Origin of the sequence: Gloeocapsa sp. DLM2.Bin57 (genome assembly GCA_007693955.1) — a bacterium.
In the GTDB taxonomy this organism is placed as follows: Bacteria; Cyanobacteriota; Cyanobacteriia; order Cyanobacteriales; family Gloeocapsaceae; genus Gloeocapsa.
Map to the genome: position 1 here is coordinate 1 of RECR01000108.1, position 19009 is coordinate 19009.

Genomic DNA, 19009 nt, shown 5'->3' on the forward strand with positions numbered 1-19009 from the left:
GGAAGTCCATACCAGTCTAGTTTCTAGATGCTCCTGACTTCAACGAATCGCACAACTCCATTCCTTATCCTCCCGACTAGCCAATAAAATCCAGGCTTCATCATCTTTATCTTTATCAATATGGATAATATCAATATAAGGAGATTGTTTTAAACTATTGACAAAACTAATAATTTTAGGACGAGGGATTCTTAACGGACTGGTTAATAAAGCCACTACCTCAGTGAGCACATAGTTGCTGGTAATTAACCGTCTTTTTTGTTGTTTCGCTTCACGATATAACTGCACCATTAACTGATGATAGGGTTGACTTTGATCAACTAAATTCCCCCACCCAGACGTATCAACAAAGATTTCTAACATCTTGATTATTATTCAGATAAAGACTTTCCCAAATAAACATCATGTTTTTCTGTCCAGTCGGCAAAATCACTATTAAACGCCCCTATAAACTCCTCTACGGGGTCATCTTCTGTATTATTAATCATAGTTTGTAAATATTCAATCATTAATTCTTCTGGCTTTTTTCCTATTTGATTTGCCTTTTCTAATAAAGGAGAATATAAATGATCAGGAAGATTTAAGGTAACAGAATGAGTCATATTTAATTACCATTATTATTCAATAGCTTCAAGGGACTAATCAAATTCTAATCCATTATCAGTGAATAATGGTTGTATGAGAGGTAGTAGGTTGAGGGATAAGAGAAGGAGGAGTGCGCACTCTCGCTTCGCTCAGATCTGCCTTCGACAGGTCGCTACAGCTAGTGTGAGCAGTATTGCTTAACTCTCTTCATATTACTAGTTGACGTGAGAAAAGTGGGATTAATCATTTAGAAACGTCCCTCTTCCTACAGAAATCAGGTCTTTTAGGGAATTGAGGAAAATTTTGGCTAGCCAATCTAGCTTCATTTACCAGAACTAATGTACCATCTGACATCATAGCGATAGTTGTTGCCGGAATAGGTAAATCTTTTGTTTCCTCAGTTTGTAACTCAGTATCTTCAGGAATATATTGCATCAGAAAAGGGATCTCAATCACGGTTAAACTTATAAAATCACCGTAATTAATAAGATTATTTGATTGAGGAAATTCCCTCAAAGAAAAACGGTTGAGCCGATCCCCAAAAAATTTAACTTCACAAGATTCTTCTAACATTTTTTCAGCAGGTTCTAGTGCAATACGAGGCATCAAAAAGATACGTCGCAGATTACTGATATCACTATCAATCTCAACATTTCCATCAAGACCAAACTGAGATGAAGCACTAATAAGGCTCTGAAAAGAAGCAAAAAAACCATCTACCGAAATTTTTATATTACCACCATTACCTTTAATAGCATTAGCAATTATATTACTTTCATCAAACAAAATCGTTATTCCTCCATTAATATTCACATTACCACCATTACCTTGTTCGCCTGCAGAAGCATTAATTAACGCTCCATCATTCAAAACTAATTTTTTTAGATTTAGAGATGTATTACCTCCTTGACCTGCAAAAGATAGAGCGCTAACCTCTCCGCCTTGCAAAAAAAACTCATTTGCATTTATATATATCTCACCACCTAGACCAAAACCTGCATTACCTACGCTAATAATCGCTCTATCTACATAAAACTTATCTGCTTCAATTCGGATAGAGCCTGATGAAGGTTGATTGCTAATCTGATTAAGTTGAAAAAAATCATTCTCAAACTCAATGGGGATAATAACTGAAGAACTAATCCCACTAACAATCACTCTACCATCTACAGAATTATTAGAACCACTAACTATAAGCTCTTGTGCTTTAATACTAATATCCCCACCATCACCTAAACCTAGAGAAGAAGTTGTTATGGCAGCTCCATCATATACGTAAATTTTTTCGGCATCAAGAACTAAGTTACCACCTCTTCCTTGATTAAAAGTTGTTCCTGAAATAGAGCTAGGTGCTAAAATTGGACTATTTCCTCTAAGAAATATAGTTTCTGCCGTGACGCTAACATTGCCACCGTTTCCCTGATTAAGAGTTACCGAACCAATTACAGCTCCCCCAGTAATCTTAATATTATTACTAATTATATATATAGAACCAGAACTACCTTCTGATAGAGCATTGGAAGTTATAGCACTTGTCAGAAAAGGATTTAGTGAAGAAACACCTTCCAAATTAATATTCTCAGCCTTGATACGAATATCACCACTAGAACCTATTCCATAGCTTCTAGTCCCCAACCTCGAACCATCAAAAATAGACAAAGCGAGGGTATCAACTTCTATGTTTCCACCCTGACCATTACCTAAAGTCGAGGAGATAACCAAATTTGATGATATTGCAGTTTCTGACGGAGAAACTCCCCTAAGCACTATCGAATCACTTCCAAATAGTTTTATGTTTCCACCTCTTGCTTCGGCACTTTCATTCTGACTGATGATTACGGAAGCTAAATTTAGCTCAATAGTTTTACCATAAAGAGAAATATCACCAGAATTATTATTTCCACCAGGAAAAGAACTAGCATCAAGTAGTGAACGATTATTCAAAAGAATATTTCCCCATTCGGCAACGTTGTTAGGAGTGACCCTATAAGAAGAATTAGAAACCAACAAATTTAAAGAACCATTTTGGATACTCCAAATTTCTACTTGACCAGATTTGGCAGTAACTATACCTCCTTCAAAATTGACCCCGTTACCAACAAAAATAATGCTGTTACCAGATGAAACGCTCAAACCGAGTGGATTTTCTTCTAAATTAAGAGATGTAAAAGGATTAGTAAAACCTCTTAACTGATGTCCTACATTATTAACGTCGATGCTTCCACTATTCTCAAACATTTCTAGACCTATGGGCCTACTGACAGATAGCAAATTATTCTCTTGACTCTGTCTTAGAGAAAGAAATTTACTTCCATCGGCAAAAATTATACTTGAAGCTGTTGTAGCCATAAAATCTCCTCCAACCTCTAAAATTGCATTTTTACCAAAAGAAATGCCATTCCGGTTGAGCAAAAAAAGATTAGCATTTCCTAGACTTCTCAAAGTTCCGTCAATGAAAGAAGGTGAATCTCCTGTTACTCTCAAAAAAACATTCTCAGAAACAGCAGGATTATTAAGAATAACTGTCTCAAATTGCCTGAGAGAAAATTTCCTCAAACTATGGAAAAGATTACTTCCCTTCTTCGTCCCTCCTTCAATAATAATTGTATTCCCTTCTCTGATAACTCTAGAATCTTGGGGAAGACTACTGTCGGGTATTACTTGAGCTGAGCTTCCCGAGCTAACAATCAATTTAAACCATAAAATCAAAACTATTTTCAGCGTTCGATAAGTTTTCATCACTCTTCTAATCTAAATGTTCTCAGTTCAAATTTCTCAAAACATCCTTGACTATAGGTTCTAATTCCCGTTAAGCAAATTGAAGGTTCAAACCACTCTAACTCCTGAGAAAAACTACTATCTTCTCTAATTAACTTAGGACAACTCAAGCGAATATTATTGTTATTTATAGTCAACATTTCTAAATCAGACTCTTGCCTATGCCTAATCTGTTGAAAGAGCATTTTTCTTTCATGATATTCCCAGTCTGAATTAACAATTTGGATAGTTGACCATCTTTTTTCTAAGTTGCTATCAAAACTCTCAATTGCTACAGCAACGGGAAAAGATGCTGAATCAATCTCCGTGAGCTTTTCGATAATAAGATATACAGCTTTTATCTGTCCATCATCTGCATAAATAAAAGAAGCACTAACCCTTTTATCTGCTTGTTTAAAACCAATTTCACTACCCATAGGCGTACCACTAACAAACCTCTCGTTACCCCAAGTAAAACTACCTTCAAGGTAAATAGCTTTGCAATTATCCTGATTCAAGTTTCTAAAAGTAACAGATTTAGACTGACCATTTGGATAGATGTAATGGTTGTGATGAATTATTTGGTTGATTTCAGGAATATGATAAAAACTTCGGATGATCCGTGACTCTTCGACTAATTCACCTTCACTTGAATATTTCAAAAAAATACCGTGCCAGTCTCCTACAGCATGATGAGTGCAGAAACTCTTCCAATTTTCTTCTCTGCTTAATTTATCCATAAACAAAAATTTATTTACCACTTCCCAATCAAAATAAATGCTGACCATCCTTTAGGGTGGGACGATAACTGCATTAGCTCTACCTTAGCTTGTTGTAGTGCTTCAGCTTTGCTCATTATACCTCCATAAAGGTTTTGATAAAAGTATTCCATTAACCTAGCTGTTTCTTGATCATTGACAAACCATAAACTACCTACTACACTTTGAACATTTCCTCTAACAGTTACTCCTGCCAAACCTAAAATTGAGCGAGAATTTCCAGTAGCAGTCTGACAACCACTTAATACTAATAAATTAACACTTAGCTTACCTTCTGTCATCAAATCCTCTAGTTCCATTATCGAAATACTATTATCATAGGTTTGTAAAAAAGTTCTTTCTAAAGTTCCGCCAAAATTACCGTGAGTAATTAGATGAACCGTTGACAAATTTCTCCATTTGGCTAGCTCACTCGCTAATTTATCTCTTGTAAAATCTTTATCTAAAAATTTTTTAGCCCCAGGAATTATAACAGCAACCTGATTTGCCTCAAACTGAGCAAACTCTAATTGACTAAAAGGGGGTCTTTCTACAGTTAGTGCAAAGATTAAGGCACGCTTTGGCTGCTCCAATTCTCTAAAATCAGTCAATTGCAAACCAAGGGTAGTTACGAGCGGATATTTTTCTATTAAAAATTTCTCTCCATTGTGCAGCGCATCTAGAGGAACATTACGAAAAAAGCGATCTCCTATAAATACTATTGCAGAAGGATTGATTTGAGCTAGGGTTTCCTCCAAAGGTTGAATCATTTTTTCATAGAGCCACCAAGATGTTTCTAGATAGCGGTCTGTAGCATAGTCTTCTAGGTTATATCTCCATTTTACTAGTATTTCATCTAAGGATTGAGAACCAATTGCTACTGTATGATGATGAATTACTCCATCAGCGGTAATTAACAAAATATGCAGGGTTGATTCCGTGGAAATAGCATAAAGCGCTACTGAATTTGTCTCTAAAAGAACTTCTGAAGGTTGATAATTATCAAGATGCTCCTCAAAACAGCGATCTCCAAAAAAACTCTCTAAGTCACTCAATTGCATTAACTCAAACACTTGTACTGCTTCTGTTAAATTATTTTCTGTGGGGTAAGAAAGCAGGAAATGTAAATAACCACGATATATTGGTTCTATCTCTTTTTCATAGTCAAGCTGAAAAAATTTAGAATCCCTTGTCTTCCCTCGCAAACTTTGAAGAGAAGTTAAGGCTCTGCGATAGTTTAGCTGCGCTTGCTCATTTTTTCCTAAAACTCTGTTTAACTCAGCTGCTCTAAACCATGCTTGATAAAGAATATCTTCAGCAAGGGTTTCACTAGCTAAAGAGATAGCCTTTTGGATTAATTCCAAAGCATTTAGGAAATCCTCATCAGAAAATGCCCTCTCACTCTGAACTAATAGAGTTAGTGCTAAACTATAGGTATCTCCTATGTTTTGAGACACTGTTTTTGCCCACTCTAAAAAAAGATTATCAGAATTACTGAATTCAAACAATCTTCGGAGTAATTCTGCTTTTTTTACTGAATCAGGAATTGCCGATATTGTGGTAACTGCTAATTCCCAGTTAGCTAATTCTGGAATAATTTCCAACATATGTAACTGAATTTGAGCTATTAATAAATTGTCTAGACTATCTGAGAATTTATTGGCTTCGACAATTTGCTCTCTGGCTTTTTCAAATTCATGTCTAGATAATTCTCGATATTTTTCCGCCTCCTCTCTAAAACCTTCTGACTCCAAATAATCAGCATCAGAAAGCAAAGCTTGAGAATATACTAAATGAGCTTCACTGAAATTAAGATATACCTTCGCTTTAACATTTGGATTAGCCAAAAGTTCCCCTAACAAAAAAGCTTCCCTATAAGACTCAAAAGCTGCTTCATAATTACGCATTAAAAGTAAAGCTTTTCCTTTAATAAGGTGAGCTTTTATTTCGATATTTAAATGATTTTTTTCTTCTAGCAAAGATAACGCCAATTCACTTTGGTTGAAAGCTATTTGATTTTTGGCTAACATCAAGTTTATCTGACTCAAATCAGTCAAAACAGCTGCTTCTTTTAACTTTTCTCCTTTCTTTCGATATATAGCTAATGCTCGAACTAGATTATCATGAGCTTCACTATATCTTCCCAATTCAGCGTAGCTAGCTGAAAGATAAACATAAATATCTGCTAATTGATTTTCGTCATATTCAGTATTATTAATTTCGGCTTCTAAAATGTTAATAATATTAATATAGTCGCCTTGCTGCCAAAGTTTTTGTAAGGTTTGAGTCGAAGCCTGAGCTTGAGTAGCACTCAACCAAAAAATTATTATAATCAAAAGCTTTTTGGCAATTTCTTTTTGAAAAATCATTGAAGTAAAATGAGATTTAATAATTTCTGGCTCGAAGTTTGTCTGATAGGATTTATAGCTGTTATTTCTCTCAATCTTAAGGCTATCTACGCATCTTCAGAGCGCAACCAAAACGAGAATCGGACTGTTCATCAACAACCTAGATATTATCATAACATCCAAAGGAGAGAACCAAATAGAACAGTAACTTCTGGAGCAGTAAGAGGTCAATGTCCTGGAAATAATAAGAGAATTTTTCTACAGATTCTCGCTCCTGATGACCACTTAGGTTTAACAGCTCAAACCCATCCTACCTTTTTTTGGTATCTAAATCTAGAAGAAAATCAATCTCGTACTATCAAGTTTACTTTAGTTGAAGTGGGAAGGACTGAACCTATTTTCGAGCAAATTTTTATCGCTGATGGGTCTCCATCTTTGAAGTTGATGCAATTTACTTTACCTGATACGGTTGAACCTTTAAAAATTAACCAGACTTACAGATGGACGGTTACTGTTGTGTGCAATCTACAAAGACCATCCTCTAATTATTTCAGCTCTACTATGTTTAAAGTAATAAGTAAGAGAAATCAATCTTTTAATTATTCCTTAGAAACCAATGCGATCTTGTCAGCTAGACAAGGGATTTGGTATGATTCTCTGTATTATGCTTACTCTAGTGGTAACTCACAGCTATTTGCTCAACTCTTAAAAGAAGTTAATATTTTTTTATTTACAGAATAAAATTTTGTCTAAAAAAAACTTGTTCAAAAAAACCTCATTCTTGCTCCCAATTGTAAGCATGTGCTTGCTCATCTGTTTAGCAAGAGTCTTAGGTCTGCTCCAGTATCTTGAACTAAAAACTTACGATATTTACCTACAAAATTTACCAAATGAGTCAAAAGACCCTAGAATAACCATTGTTGCTATTAATGAAAGCCAAATCCAGAGAAGACAAAAAGTTTCAATTAGTGATGCCACACTAGCTCAAGCAATTCGCAATATTAGTTCTAACCAACCTAGGGTACTTGGGATTGATCTACACCGAGATATACCTATACCTCCTGGAACAGAAGAACTTGCTCAAGTACTTAAAGAAACTCCAGAGATTATTGGTATTTCCCTAATGGCAGGTTCAGAAAAAATCCCACCCCATCCTATTTTAGCAGAAGAAGAAAGATATGCCGATAGTGGAGTAATTATTGATAGCGATGGGGTAGTTAGACGTACCATTCTCTTTCCTTTACCCACAACTTCACCAAATATACCTAGTCTAGGATTAGCTCTGGCAATTAAATACCTAGAAAAAGAAAATATTCAACCTCAACCGTCTTCATCAGGTTGGATGCAAATAGGTCAACAAGAATATCCTCCCTTTAATCAAAATCATGGAGGTTATGTTAAAGCTGAAGACGGTTTTTACCAGATGCTGCTACCCTGGCGCAGACCTCCCCAAAACTTTGAAACTCTATTGCTACAAGATATTCTAGATAATAATTATGATTCTTCTCTTATCAAAGATAGAATTGTCCTCATTGGCTCTACTGCTCACAGTTTGAAAGATACTTTTCAAACTCCTTTTAGCTTCTCCTTAACACGAGACTTCCCCGAACAGGTTTTTGGAGTTCATATTCATGCCAACACTGCTTCAGCTATCCTGGCTAACGCTTTAGAGGGAAGACCTTTAGTCTGGTTTCTCTCTGAACCTTTAGAATACATCTGGATCTCCTTGTGGTGTCTATTACCTCTTACTATACTTAAAATCAACATAAATAATAAAAATTTGTCAATTCCTGTCTGTCTTTTCTTTCAAGGGATAATTCTTAGTTTATTTTTAATAGGGATCGCCTATATAGCTTTTCTCAAAGGTGGTTGGTTGCCCGTAGTACCTGGTGTCATAGGTATTTGGTTTAATTCAGTACTCTTAGGTAACGGACTCTACATCAATAAGCTTCAAAAAACTAACCAGGAACTTGAATCTATCGTGGCTAAACGCACCGATAAGCTAAGCTTCATGTTAAAAAAGCTAACCCAAATGCAGGAACAAATGATTATCCAAGAAAAAACAGCCTACCTTGGTTTGTTAACAGCAGGTGTAGCTCACGAACTGCGCAACCCTATTTTTCTCTGCAAAAACTACCTTAAGCTATTAGAAAAACACTCTACAACCCTAATGAAAATTTTCAACGGAATCTTCGAGCAACCTTTTGGTGAAGAAGATCCTACTCAATTTTTTGAAACATATAATCTTTGCGTAGAGAATATTGAATTAACAATACGCCAAATTCAGGTAGCTGAGGATATCATTAAAAACATCGTTCCCCTTAAAAATGAACCGACTTTAGTACAAATAGACCTGAATGCTGCTGTGACCACCTGTGCTAATTTAGTCTCTAAAAGTTTTCAAGATTCCGAAACTGAGGAAAAAGAATGCAACTTTACTATAAATTATCAACTTGAAAAAAACTTGCCCACTTTTTTAGGAAACAGAACAGAAATTGCACAAGTAATCATCAACTTGACAGAAAACGCTATTCACGCTGTTTGCGAAAGGGCTAAAGTTCAACCTTTTCCACCACCTGTAATCATCTTCGCCACTCGCTCTCTTGGTAAATGGGTGGAACTTAGTATTATTGACAATGGGATCGGTATTTCCCCTCAAATTAAAGAACGCTTATTTGAACCTTTTTTCACCACTAAACAAACGCGAAAAGGTTTAGGTTTGGGATTACCATTGTGTCAGATGATCGTCACTAAGCACCAGGGTGAAATAACTGCTTCTAGCTCTAATAATATTACTGAATTTAAAATCAAATTTCCTTTATCTCAAAATCAAAGTCGGTAATGAGCAGTTCAAAACCAAGCAAAGATAAAAGTTTTGAACGTTTAATCTGATTACCATTATATTTTGATTTTAGATGAAATTATTTTTAACTCTCCTCTACCCAATTTTTCAATTAAGTCGGAAACACCTCTACATTCAAGCATTTCGGCGATATCTTTTGCACCCTTCCATCCTTCTTCGGTAATCGATAGATAACGCTGCTTTTTGTCTGCTCCATAAGCTTTTGGTCTCCCTTCATGAATAAGGTTGGCTAATGAATTCGGATGCTCTCCTGGTCTATAGTCAGATTTCTTGCTTGTTTTCATTTTCAATTATCTTCTTTTTTCACTACTTTATCTCAAATCATCTAATGAGAGAGGATATACACTACCAATGTAAAGAAACAATAAGATTACAAGCTTGTTCAAGTTTTTGTCAACTTTCTTTATTATCCTAGATTAAATAGAAAAGACTCTTCTTGAAAAACAGTTATCTGCTTATGAACATTAACACTTCTCATCAAAATAGCGATTCAGAAGTAGTATTTCTAGATATTTTCCAAATTAGACGAGATGGGGGAACTCAACCGAGGACAGCTATTCATTCCCCCACTATGGAAGAGTATGCAGCACAAATGAAAGCAGGAGCGGAATTTCCTCCTGTGGTAGTTTTCTACGATGGTACTGATTATTGGTTAGCAGACGGTTTTCATAGAGTAGAAGCTGCTTCCTCCATGGGATTAAAAAAATTACGGCTAGGATAAAACAAGGTAATCGAAGAGATGCAATTCTCTACTCTGTTGGAGCAAACGCCACTCATGGACTTAGACGGAGTAATGCCGATAAGCGAAGAGCGGTATTGAGACTACTTGAAGATGAGCAATGGAGTCAGTGGAGTAATCGTGAAATTGCTCGTATTGTTGCAGTAGATGAAAAAATGGTCCGCAAATTAAGACAGGCTATCTGCGGAAAAACCGCAGATACAAAACTTAACAATCAGACAAGTTCAGCCAGCAAGGTACAACGAGGTAAGAATATCTACTCAATGAATACAGCTAATATTGGGGAAAAAGTAACTCGTTCCCCATTTATTGATTCTGATGAGAGTGAAATATTTGAGCCGAAATCCGCACCTGGTATTGGTCAGAAAGTAACCGTTATTGCTAATCATCTTATTTTATCAGGACAAAAAGGTAGAGTAACAGCATTGCCAAACCGAAATTCCGCTCTTGTTGAATTTGAAAATGGTCAAAGAGAGTTAATGCAACTTCAGGATTTAGATTGGTGGGCACCATCTGCCACTCAAAATAAAACAATTCAAGAAGGCATTAATTATCGTCCAGGATTAGGTTCTGAGTGGTATGTTAAGGTAGAGCAATCCACTTGGGAGAGATTAATAGAATATCAAAAATCTGTTGGTTGTTTGACCACTGACGCTGTAATAAACAGATTACTAAATGAAGTAAAAAATTCTTTAAAGCCCAAAAATATATAACTCAGGTTATTATGATAAAGTTGACTCAAATTTTTCTTATGCGCGCAACCCAACATTTGAGAAACTTGCCTCAAATAGATACTCTGGCTGCTCAACTCCTAAATTTGTTTTGTGAGAATGGAATTGAGTATTTTCCTCCTTATGAATCCTGGGCTAAACGAAAAAAGGGCAGTGATAATGTTTGGAGAGCGATCTCCTATACTGAAATAATGGATTTGGCTAGTTTAAGTTTTAACGCCTTAACCAAGAAAAAACCAAGTGAACAATTAGTCAAAGAGATTTTAATTCAGATTGAACAGTGGATGATTCAGTCTAATGGACAGCTTGCTCAGGTAACTTTTGAAAATGGCAAACAAAGTTGGTTACCTGTTTGTTTGTTAAATTAATTTACGCCGCTTTAACCTTTTTTTCCGATTAAGTCATCAGCCATTTTAGTCACCTCCAGCTTTTTGATTTCACAGCATCTGTCATCAAATACTTTCGCAAGATCGCTTTTTGAAATAAATGATGAATTGGGTTTTAACTGACTGTACTTAAACTATTATTAATTGAGGATCTTAGAATAAGTTTGACTTTTTTCTCAAAATCGCACTGGTACTAAATAAATTGAAAAGTAAAAACCTTGATTGGAAATGCCTTTGCCCACTTTTTCCACCTCTACCAAAGGAATTCCATAATCCAATCTAACTGTTAGGACTTCTTTAAAATAATACCTGAAACCTATACCAATGCTGGCAAGAGACCCATCACTATCAAAAGAGCGAAGATTGCCACTGTGCCATACCGTCCCAAAATCAACAAAGGGTATTAATTCTAAACTACCAAATCTATCACTTTGTAATAAAGCAACTTGCAGCTCACTAGAAATAAAAATTCCATTATCCCCTAACTTGGTAGGTCTAGCATAACCCCTTACAGTATATGGTCCACCTATCTCAAACTGTAAGGGTGGAGGAAGAGGAGATGTAGTAAACCCAAACCCAAACCTCCCCACCAAAACCAATCTTGATTGAACTCTCCTACCATACTGAAACTGCCCAAACAAATAAACTGGTGTTGTTTTGAAAGTTTCCGATAATCTAGCCTCAAAACTATCTAATCCAAAATTAAGCCTGGTTCGCAAGACAAAATATTGTTGAGGATTTTGATTAACCCAATCCTGTAAAATTCTGATTACTCTAAATTTAGTAACACCATCGACTGATGCTTCACTAAAAGAAAAAGGTTGATTTTCTAGAATAAAACTCCGACTATCTTTAAACTCTAGACTAATGCCAAAACTTAACTGCTCACTACTATTTTTTCTAATTGGTTGAATCCAGCCAATACCATAACTAGAAGATTGAAAACGAATTCCTGCTTCTTTTAGTTCTGACAAAATGACCCGAGAGTTAGTGGTTTCATAAAACACTGTCAATCCCCCAGAAAGAGAATTGAGAGGTAAAAAATAATTGTTAATAATCTTATTAGCTCCCTCACTCCACTGAAAAGCAGTTTGATAACTGTCTCCATATCCCGACAAATTCAATAAATTAAATCCTACTTGAACTTGTAACTCTCCCACTAAAGGGGATTGATAGTTATCAAAGCCCAAATCAATTAAAAACGAAGGCGCTTCCTTTAAAGTTACCTGAAGCACGGTACTACCTGGAGTTGAACCCTGTTTCAATTCCCCTTGAACAGTCTCGAACAGCGCATCAGCAGAGAGTTGCCCCAAAGCAACTTCAACCTCAAAAATATTTAGCACTCTGCCTACTAATTTCGATAACCTAGATTTGACATAAGCGGATTTAACTCTTGATAAACCAGATATTTCTACATTTTCTAGTTTGCCCTCATAGGCAATTAGCTGTATTTCCTCTGAAACTTTTTGTTCTGGTACTATGACAACACTCGTGATATACCCAGAATTGACGTAAAGCTCCGTTAATTGTTCAGCATAAGCAAGCAATTCCTCCCAACAGACCATCTCCTCATTTAGGGCTAAGATTTTTTCTACCTCATCTTTTGGTAAAATAGTATTGTTGAGCAAAACTATTCTCTCCACAGCAAAACAGTAAGAAATATCAGATGCAGAGGCAGATGCAGAAGGGTTTTTTTGATTTAAGACAATATAATAACCATCACCCCATAGTGTAATTAGTAAGCCAATTTTTACAATAATTTTCAAAAACATTCCTAATAAAATCTTAGAAAACAAATTATGCAAGACAAGTACACACTTCTTTTTGTTGATGATGAAACTGATTTTGAACCTCTGATTCGTCAACTCCTCGCCAAAGAGATTAGTGAAGGTAAGTATGACGTACTTTATGTTCAAAGTGCCCAAGAAGCTTTCCAGATGATCCTTAATGATTTCGAGAGAAAAATTGATCTCGTCTTTACTGATCTAAAAATGCCTGGACAGAGCTTTGATGGTTTTGAACTTATCGAAAAACTTCGCCTCAAAAAAATATCTATCAAAATTATTGTTATCAGTGCTTTTGGAGATTTTGAAAATGTTCGTAATTCTCTGAAAAAACATAATGTCATTGATTTTATCACTAAATCAGCTACATCTGATTTCAACTTACCTGAGATTGTTAAATACTCTTTGGAACAATTAGAGAATATCAACTCAGAGAGCCGAAACGTTCGTTTCCAAACTCTCGTCAAAATGGTAAGAGAGCTTCCTTCTCATAGGATAAAACAACTTGTCGAAAACGTTTTACCTTCATGCAGCGTCGAAGATCTAAAACAAATGCAGCATCAACTTGTCCTCGAACAAGCTTTAGAACAAGCTAGGCAACGAGAAGCAAAAAAACCAGTTCCCTTCCCTCTCGAAACAACCGAACTTATAGAAAAACTTAAAAAAGGTGAAATCGATGTCAATACACTTAATATTGACGAATTTAATTCTACTCATAGAGGTATTGGCATTTATGAAAAAATGTTAACAAGAAACGGAAAACAGTACGGTCCTTACTACCACCTTCACTGGTTTGAAGATGGCAGACAGAAAGTTTATTACCTCGGTAAAAAAAAGACCTAAACTATCCACCATTATATTACATAACAAAAAGGGGTAAAGAATTTTGACTCTTTTTCAAGTTTGTGATATGATAAAAAAAGGATGTTTTATACAAATCGAATCAATTTTTTGTATAAAACATCTAATTAAAAACCAATGGTTTCAATTATTTAACTAAAACCTATCATGATTATATCACAAAATACTTTTGTTGCCAATTCTCCATCCTCAGTCAATCTTGACATACTTTCTCAACAAATCAAAACTTTCTGGAAAAATACACTCGACGAGATTGTAGCCATAGGTAATTATCTCGAATCTTTAAAACAGGAACTTGTTTCAGAACATGGTAATAAAGCAGAGCGCTACTTTAAAGAGATACTTAAGACAGAAAAATACTTTCCTATTGATTTCGCTAAAATTTGTCACAAGATAGCACTTTGGTATTCTAATTTATCAGAAAGTCACCGAAAATTTTTACATCGCTTTGGTTGGGGTTTATCACTTTCATGCTTCAAAGAACTTACCAAGTTTAATGGTGATCTTTTAAAGGAGTTTTTCTCTCAGAAAGAAAGGAAAGAAATCAAACTCAAAGATCTCAAAGACTTTCTCACTAGAAAAACCAAGATTTTACTTAATATACCAATTACTTCCGAACATCTAGAAATTGTTCAAAAACATTACAAATTAGACTTAGAAACCACACAAAGCATCAAAACAGAACTAGAAAGCTTAGACAATCCTAAAACGACGAATCTTTTGGATATTCTCAAAACACGCAAGTTTAAAGTAAAAGGACTCTTCAAAAAACCTTCTCAATCTAACCCAGAACTAGAAAAAGAAGAAAATTCTCTACAACTGGAAGAAAACCCAAATGTTGCTGAAGGAAAACTCTATACAGAAGCAGAATTACAGAACGCTATTTACCAAACTGTAGAAACAGCAAAAAAAGAATTTTCAGCAATTACCACCCAACAAGTTCAGGAAAGTGAGAAAAAACTTCAAGAAATCTCCAGGGAATTCAACAAAATTAAAGAAGATTATCAAAGATTAAAAGCTGAAAATGAGCGCCTGAAAGAGATTTTAGCACAGAAAGAAACCCAAACTAATCAGAGACGAAAAACCTATTCAAGCAACCAACATTTTCCCCCTTTCTCAAACTTAAGTATCAAAACCAATACCAGACAAAATAAAGCAAAAGGTTTTGGTAACAGTTCAGCTAGATAATCACAAATATCAATCCGACATTGGTACACTTCCCAATGGAATATAAAAAGAAAAATTCTAAATTCTTTTTATAATACTATTTGAAGTGCAGAGTTTCAGCTATAAGTATCTACTTATATAGCAGTACCCAGGAGTCAGGAGTGAAATGCGCCCCCTCGTATAGGTTTCTCGATTTGAGAATGTCCTAACTAATGTGAGTACTGCTATAGCAAATCTAATTTTTAGTATAATTCAACTTATTTACTATCAGAAGACTTGCGAGAAAGTCTTCTTTCTAGACTGTCAACTTTTTTCTTTAAAGACTTTACTTCTTCTTTTAGTAAAAAATAGGTATCTTGATTGATACTTACACTATTTGTTTGACAATTTTCTGACTTATATTCATCTACAAAGGTTTTGACCATCTCTCTTAAAATAGAGGCAGGACTAGTCTGAATTTCTTCACAAATCATCAAAAACTTTTCTTTGAGCACCTGCTCTAGTCTAAAAATTATCCTTTTTTCTTTTTTCTCTTTTAACATAGCTTAATAAATCTTAATAAAATCTTTTATGTCAGACAAAAAGTTGAGAGAAATTAAGCTGAAATTAAATACTGTTAATTATTTTAGCAGATTTTATTAACAATAATAATGTCAGACAAAAATCAACTCGTACAACATTTTTGTAACGATTTAATCTTAGTATAGTTCTAACTTTGACTAAAATACAATTATTTTTTATAATTCAAATTATTCGGTAATTATTTGAAGATTAGGAACTTGATAAATTTCCAATAATTGATTATACTCAACTTAAAAGTAAAAATCTTTTCAAGAATCATCCTCAACATTGATTCAACAACTCTACTTTGAGAGTTTCAAAAATTATTCATTGTCAAAATCTGATTTTTAAGGACTAGCCATCATGTTAATAAAGCTACCCGAATCTAAATTAAAGCACGAGACAAAAATCTTTCTCAGCGCTCTAGCTATGAGCATAATCAACTTAGTTAAAGGAGATCCAGTTATGGTAATAATTGCCGTAGCTGGTAGCGCCTGCTACTATCTATATGCCCAACAGCGCGCCTTTAAATCACAACTATTCTTAGTTTCGGGAATAATTGGTATATTTGTCTTTTGCTGGATAGGACTATGGACTTCACCCGCTCAAGCTCAATTCTTTATAGCTGCCGAAGAATTCTTCAGCGATTCAGAAGGTTTAGCGATTGACGAAGGAACTATAAGTTTAATTTTTCTAACCATTAGAGCCGTATTTCTCCTCTATCTAGTTATTGCTTTTCTTAACGTCTTTAATAGCGTTCGACAAGACGACGACTGGTTACAAGCCGCTCGAACTCCTGCTTTAGTTGTCCTTTTTGTTACTGCGGCTGATTTTTTAACTCAGTTTATCATTGGCGGTGGAAGTGGCGGTTAAGGAGGCTAGCTTCTTTTTTTACATCAATATGTTTGTTTTTTTCTTGTTACTAAAAGAGAAAAACCACAATCTTATCTGAAATGGATTGAGGGAAGAATGAAGAATGATTATTGGTAAGCGCAGGGCATTCGGAATCACACCTAACTCTTTCCTACTTCCTCCGAAGAGCGCCTTTTATTATCAAAATATCGAGAGTTGACTATGGAACAAAAATTTAGAACCGTAAATCGTATTCTTGGTTCGCAACCAAAGGTTGGTCCTTTTGCTGCACACCAACTTATCCCCTTCGCTATTATCTTTGTACTCTCATTTATAAGTATGCAGATATTTCAGCTTAATTGGTTAGATCTGATTTTTATTAACGCGTCACTGATGTTTACATACGTCATAGTGTTTTCAAAACATTCTAGTCAGATTATCTGCCGTATGTACAAATGTCCCTACATAGTTCGAGGAGGAGCTATCTATAATCCACTGATTTCAGTCTGATGATAGTTGACTACTAACCCAATACTGCTCGGTTAACAAGATTTTTTGTCCTAGACATGGACTGGGAGACTGGGAGACTGGGAGAGTATTGAGATATCTACTCTAAGAGATCTTTTTCACCCCGTCACCCCGTCACCCCGTCACCTCATCTCCAGAACTTTTTCTAGCCTAACCGAGCATTATTGACTACTAACCTATATATAAGTGGAATTTGTGCAAAATGAACAAAGAAAAAAAGCCCAACCAAGACAGAATAGGCTCAGTTACAAAAGAGAAAATCAAACAACAAACTATACGTAGAGGCAAAGAGCGCTTTAACTTAACTCCCTTTGAGGATTTAGTTCATCTTCAAAGCATTGTCAGTTATGAACGTAGAGGAAGGAAAGTGGGAGCATATCTGCTCAAAAAAAGTAACAAAGACCTTTTTTGCTTTACTTTCGGTTTTGAGACTCAAGGTATTCATACCACTATGTCTGAATCCGAAATAAACCCACTCTTTGACCAGCTAGAAGCGGGGTTGAAAGACTTACCTTTTAACGAATCCCTAACACTCCACCTAAAAGTAGAAAGAAGTAGTAAAGAGCGACAGAAACATCTAGATAATCTCATCGCCGAAACAACTCATGATGAGCTTAAATTCCTCCTGTGGGGAGAAAAAGCACGGATTAAACAACTCTCAGAAGAAGGATTGCGCGAACCTAAAAAGCTTTATATTTTCGCTACTTATCACGAAAGAGTCAAAGGTAATAATCCTACTGCTGATTGGATTGAGAAGTTACTCTCAAAACTTGAGCTATTTTGGTATCAACTCAAGGGTAAAGAACTAAAACACAAAAAAACAGCTATCCACTCCCTCCTTAGACAAGCCTTTACCGATGGATTTTTAGCCTGGGAGCAGTATCTTTCAGCTAAATTAGGTCTAAAAATAAAAGCAATGTCAGCTGAAAGCCTTTGGGAATACCTTTGGTATAAGTTTAACGAATCGCTTCCCATTCCTATTCCTCAAAAATTGATCTTAGATGACAAAAGTGTCAAAGAAGAAATCCTGTCTAATCTTCATATCACAACCCTGTTATTAAGAGAATCAGTTCCGATTTTCGATAGACAATGGGTACATCTGAATGGACGTTACATTGGTGTTCTTACCTTCTGGGATAAACCCGGAGGTTGGAAAGATAAACACAGCGAACTTAAATATATGTGGGACATAGTAGCGAAAGATTTAGTCACTGATACGGAAATTATCTGCCAGATTTCTCCTGCTAATCCCTCATTAATCAAGCTAGCGGTACAGAGACTTACTAAGCAATCTAATGTAGCTATACAGCGTGCCTCTCTTCACGCCAATATCGATGTAATTAACTCTATTAAAACGAGGCAATCTATTGAAGCTCAAGAAAAACTTTATTCTGGTGAAGTTCCTATTTATACAGGTATTTCCCTTCTTGTCTATCGTCGTTCTCTAGAGAGATTAGAAGAAGCCTGTCGCTACGTTGAACAGTGTTTTCATCGACCTGCTTGGGTAGTTAGAGAGAGAGATATTACTTGGAAAATTTGGTTACAAACTTTACCTATAACCAAAGATTTTTTACTCTCTATACCCTTTGCCAACCGTCGTCAGGTTTATCTTTCTGGAGAGTTAATTGGACTTTTACCTTTAGTTAAAACCAGAGATGCTGATCTAGAAGGTTTAGAGTTAATTGCCGATGACGGAAGTTCTCCTATTTTCATCAACTTATTTACTAAACATCGCAATTTAGCCATCTTTGGGACTACACGCTCTGGTAAATCAGTGCTAGTTTCAGGTATTTTAACCCAGGCTCTGGCTAGAAATATCCCTGTTGTAGCTCTTGATTATCCGAAACCTGACGGCACTTCTACTTTCACTGACTATACCTACTATATGGAACAAAACGGAGGCTATTTTGATATCAGTAAACAAGCCCTTAACCTTTTCGAGCGTCCTAATCTCAATAACCTCGAACCTCATCTTGCTCAAGAGCGTTTGACAGATTATCAAGACTTTTTGTGTAATTGTTTACTAGCCATGTGCATGTGCGACCCGTTTCTAGGGATTTAAACTCTAGACCTCAAAACCAGCAATGGT

General features: G+C 35.5%; 18 protein-coding genes. 10 read left to right on the forward strand and 8 right to left on the reverse strand.

Annotation, left to right across the window (positions count from 1 at the left end; translation table 11 throughout):
- Positions 1-39 precede the first annotated feature (39 nt).
- The 5 genes from EA365_14010 to EA365_14030 all read right to left on the reverse strand — a co-directional run bounded on the left by EA365_14010 (position 40) and on the right by EA365_14030 (position 6469).
- The gene (locus EA365_14010; GenBank protein TVQ42839.1) at positions 40-363 is read right to left on the reverse strand and encodes a VapC toxin family PIN domain ribonuclease; all 324 of its coding nucleotides are present in this window, start codon (positions 361-363) and stop codon (positions 40-42) included.
- An 8-nt stretch (positions 364-371) separates the two neighbouring features.
- Positions 372-602 carry a hypothetical protein gene (locus tag EA365_14015; GenBank protein TVQ42840.1) on the reverse strand — a complete coding sequence of 77 codons (231 nt, stop codon included), beginning with the start codon at positions 600-602 and terminating at the stop codon, positions 372-374.
- 226 nt (positions 603-828) lie between these two features.
- The gene (locus tag EA365_14020; protein TVQ42841.1) at positions 829-3324 is read right to left on the reverse strand and encodes a filamentous hemagglutinin N-terminal domain-containing protein; all 2496 of its coding nucleotides are present in this window, start codon (positions 3322-3324) and stop codon (positions 829-831) included.
- On the reverse strand, positions 3324-4130 hold the full coding sequence (locus EA365_14025) for a DUF3598 family protein (GenBank protein ID TVQ42842.1): 807 nt from the start codon (positions 4128-4130) through the stop codon (positions 3324-3326). The genes EA365_14020 and EA365_14025 overlap by 1 nt, the downstream gene beginning before the upstream one ends.
- A complete protein-coding gene (locus EA365_14030; GenBank protein TVQ42843.1) occupies positions 4097-6469 on the reverse strand; it encodes a CHAT domain-containing protein in 2373 nt (790 codons plus the stop codon). The genes EA365_14025 and EA365_14030 overlap by 34 nt, the downstream gene beginning before the upstream one ends.
- A gap of 9 nt (positions 6470-6478) precedes the next feature.
- On the opposite strand from EA365_14030, the gene EA365_14035 reads away from it, so the two are divergent.
- Complete coding sequence (locus EA365_14035) at positions 6479-7189, forward strand: DUF928 domain-containing protein (protein ID TVQ42844.1); 711 nt, start codon at positions 6479-6481, stop codon at positions 7187-7189.
- Between the two features lie 58 nt (positions 7190-7247).
- Positions 7248-9290, forward strand: a complete 2043-nt coding sequence (locus tag EA365_14040) for a CHASE2 domain-containing protein (protein ID TVQ42845.1) — start codon at positions 7248-7250, stop codon at positions 9288-9290.
- 56 nt (positions 9291-9346) lie between these two features.
- Here EA365_14040 and EA365_14045 read toward each other — a convergent pair whose 3' ends face one another.
- The gene (locus EA365_14045) at positions 9347-9595 is read right to left on the reverse strand and encodes a hypothetical protein (protein TVQ42846.1); all 249 of its coding nucleotides are present in this window, start codon (positions 9593-9595) and stop codon (positions 9347-9349) included.
- 173 nt (positions 9596-9768) lie between these two features.
- On the opposite strand from EA365_14045, the gene EA365_14050 reads away from it, so the two are divergent.
- The 3 genes from EA365_14050 to EA365_14060 all read left to right on the forward strand — a co-directional run bounded on the left by EA365_14050 (position 9769) and on the right by EA365_14060 (position 11149).
- Positions 9769-10032, forward strand: coding sequence for a hypothetical protein (locus EA365_14050; GenBank protein ID TVQ42847.1), 264 nt, complete (start codon positions 9769-9771; stop codon positions 10030-10032).
- A gap of 95 nt (positions 10033-10127) precedes the next feature.
- Positions 10128-10763, forward strand: coding sequence for a hypothetical protein (locus EA365_14055; protein TVQ42848.1), 636 nt, complete (start codon positions 10128-10130; stop codon positions 10761-10763).
- Positions 10764-10774: 11 nt separating this feature from the next.
- Positions 10775-11149 carry a hypothetical protein gene (locus EA365_14060; protein TVQ42849.1) on the forward strand — a complete coding sequence of 125 codons (375 nt, stop codon included), beginning with the start codon at positions 10775-10777 and terminating at the stop codon, positions 11147-11149.
- Between the two features lie 194 nt (positions 11150-11343).
- On the opposite strand, the gene EA365_14065 is transcribed toward EA365_14060, so the two are convergent.
- On the reverse strand, positions 11344-12972 hold the full coding sequence (locus tag EA365_14065; protein ID TVQ42850.1) for a ShlB/FhaC/HecB family hemolysin secretion/activation protein: 1629 nt from the start codon (positions 12970-12972) through the stop codon (positions 11344-11346).
- On the opposite strand from EA365_14065, the gene EA365_14070 reads away from it, so the two are divergent.
- Entirely contained in the window at positions 12967-13794 is an 828-nt protein-coding gene (locus EA365_14070) for a response regulator (protein ID TVQ42851.1), read from the forward strand. The genes EA365_14065 and EA365_14070 overlap by 6 nt on opposite strands.
- Positions 13795-13959: 165 nt before the next feature.
- Positions 13960-15000, forward strand: coding sequence for a hypothetical protein (locus EA365_14075; protein TVQ42852.1), 1041 nt, complete (start codon positions 13960-13962; stop codon positions 14998-15000).
- A 236-nt stretch (positions 15001-15236) separates the two neighbouring features.
- On the opposite strand, the gene EA365_14080 is transcribed toward EA365_14075, so the two are convergent.
- Entirely contained in the window at positions 15237-15521 is a 285-nt protein-coding gene (locus EA365_14080; protein TVQ42853.1) for a hypothetical protein, read from the reverse strand.
- A 382-nt stretch (positions 15522-15903) separates the two neighbouring features.
- Between EA365_14080 and EA365_14085 the strand changes: the two genes are divergently transcribed.
- The 3 genes from EA365_14085 (at position 15904) to EA365_14095 (ending at position 18982) form a co-directional block, all read left to right on the forward strand.
- The gene (locus EA365_14085) at positions 15904-16413 is read left to right on the forward strand and encodes a hypothetical protein (protein TVQ42854.1); all 510 of its coding nucleotides are present in this window, start codon (positions 15904-15906) and stop codon (positions 16411-16413) included.
- Between the two features lie 201 nt (positions 16414-16614).
- Positions 16615-16902: a hypothetical protein gene (locus EA365_14090; protein ID TVQ42855.1), complete on the forward strand. Its 288-nt coding sequence runs from the start codon at positions 16615-16617 to the stop codon at positions 16900-16902.
- A gap of 220 nt (positions 16903-17122) precedes the next feature.
- Positions 17123-18982 carry a hypothetical protein gene (locus EA365_14095; GenBank protein TVQ42856.1) on the forward strand — a complete coding sequence of 620 codons (1860 nt, stop codon included), beginning with the start codon at positions 17123-17125 and terminating at the stop codon, positions 18980-18982.
- Positions 18983-19009 lie beyond the last annotated feature (27 nt).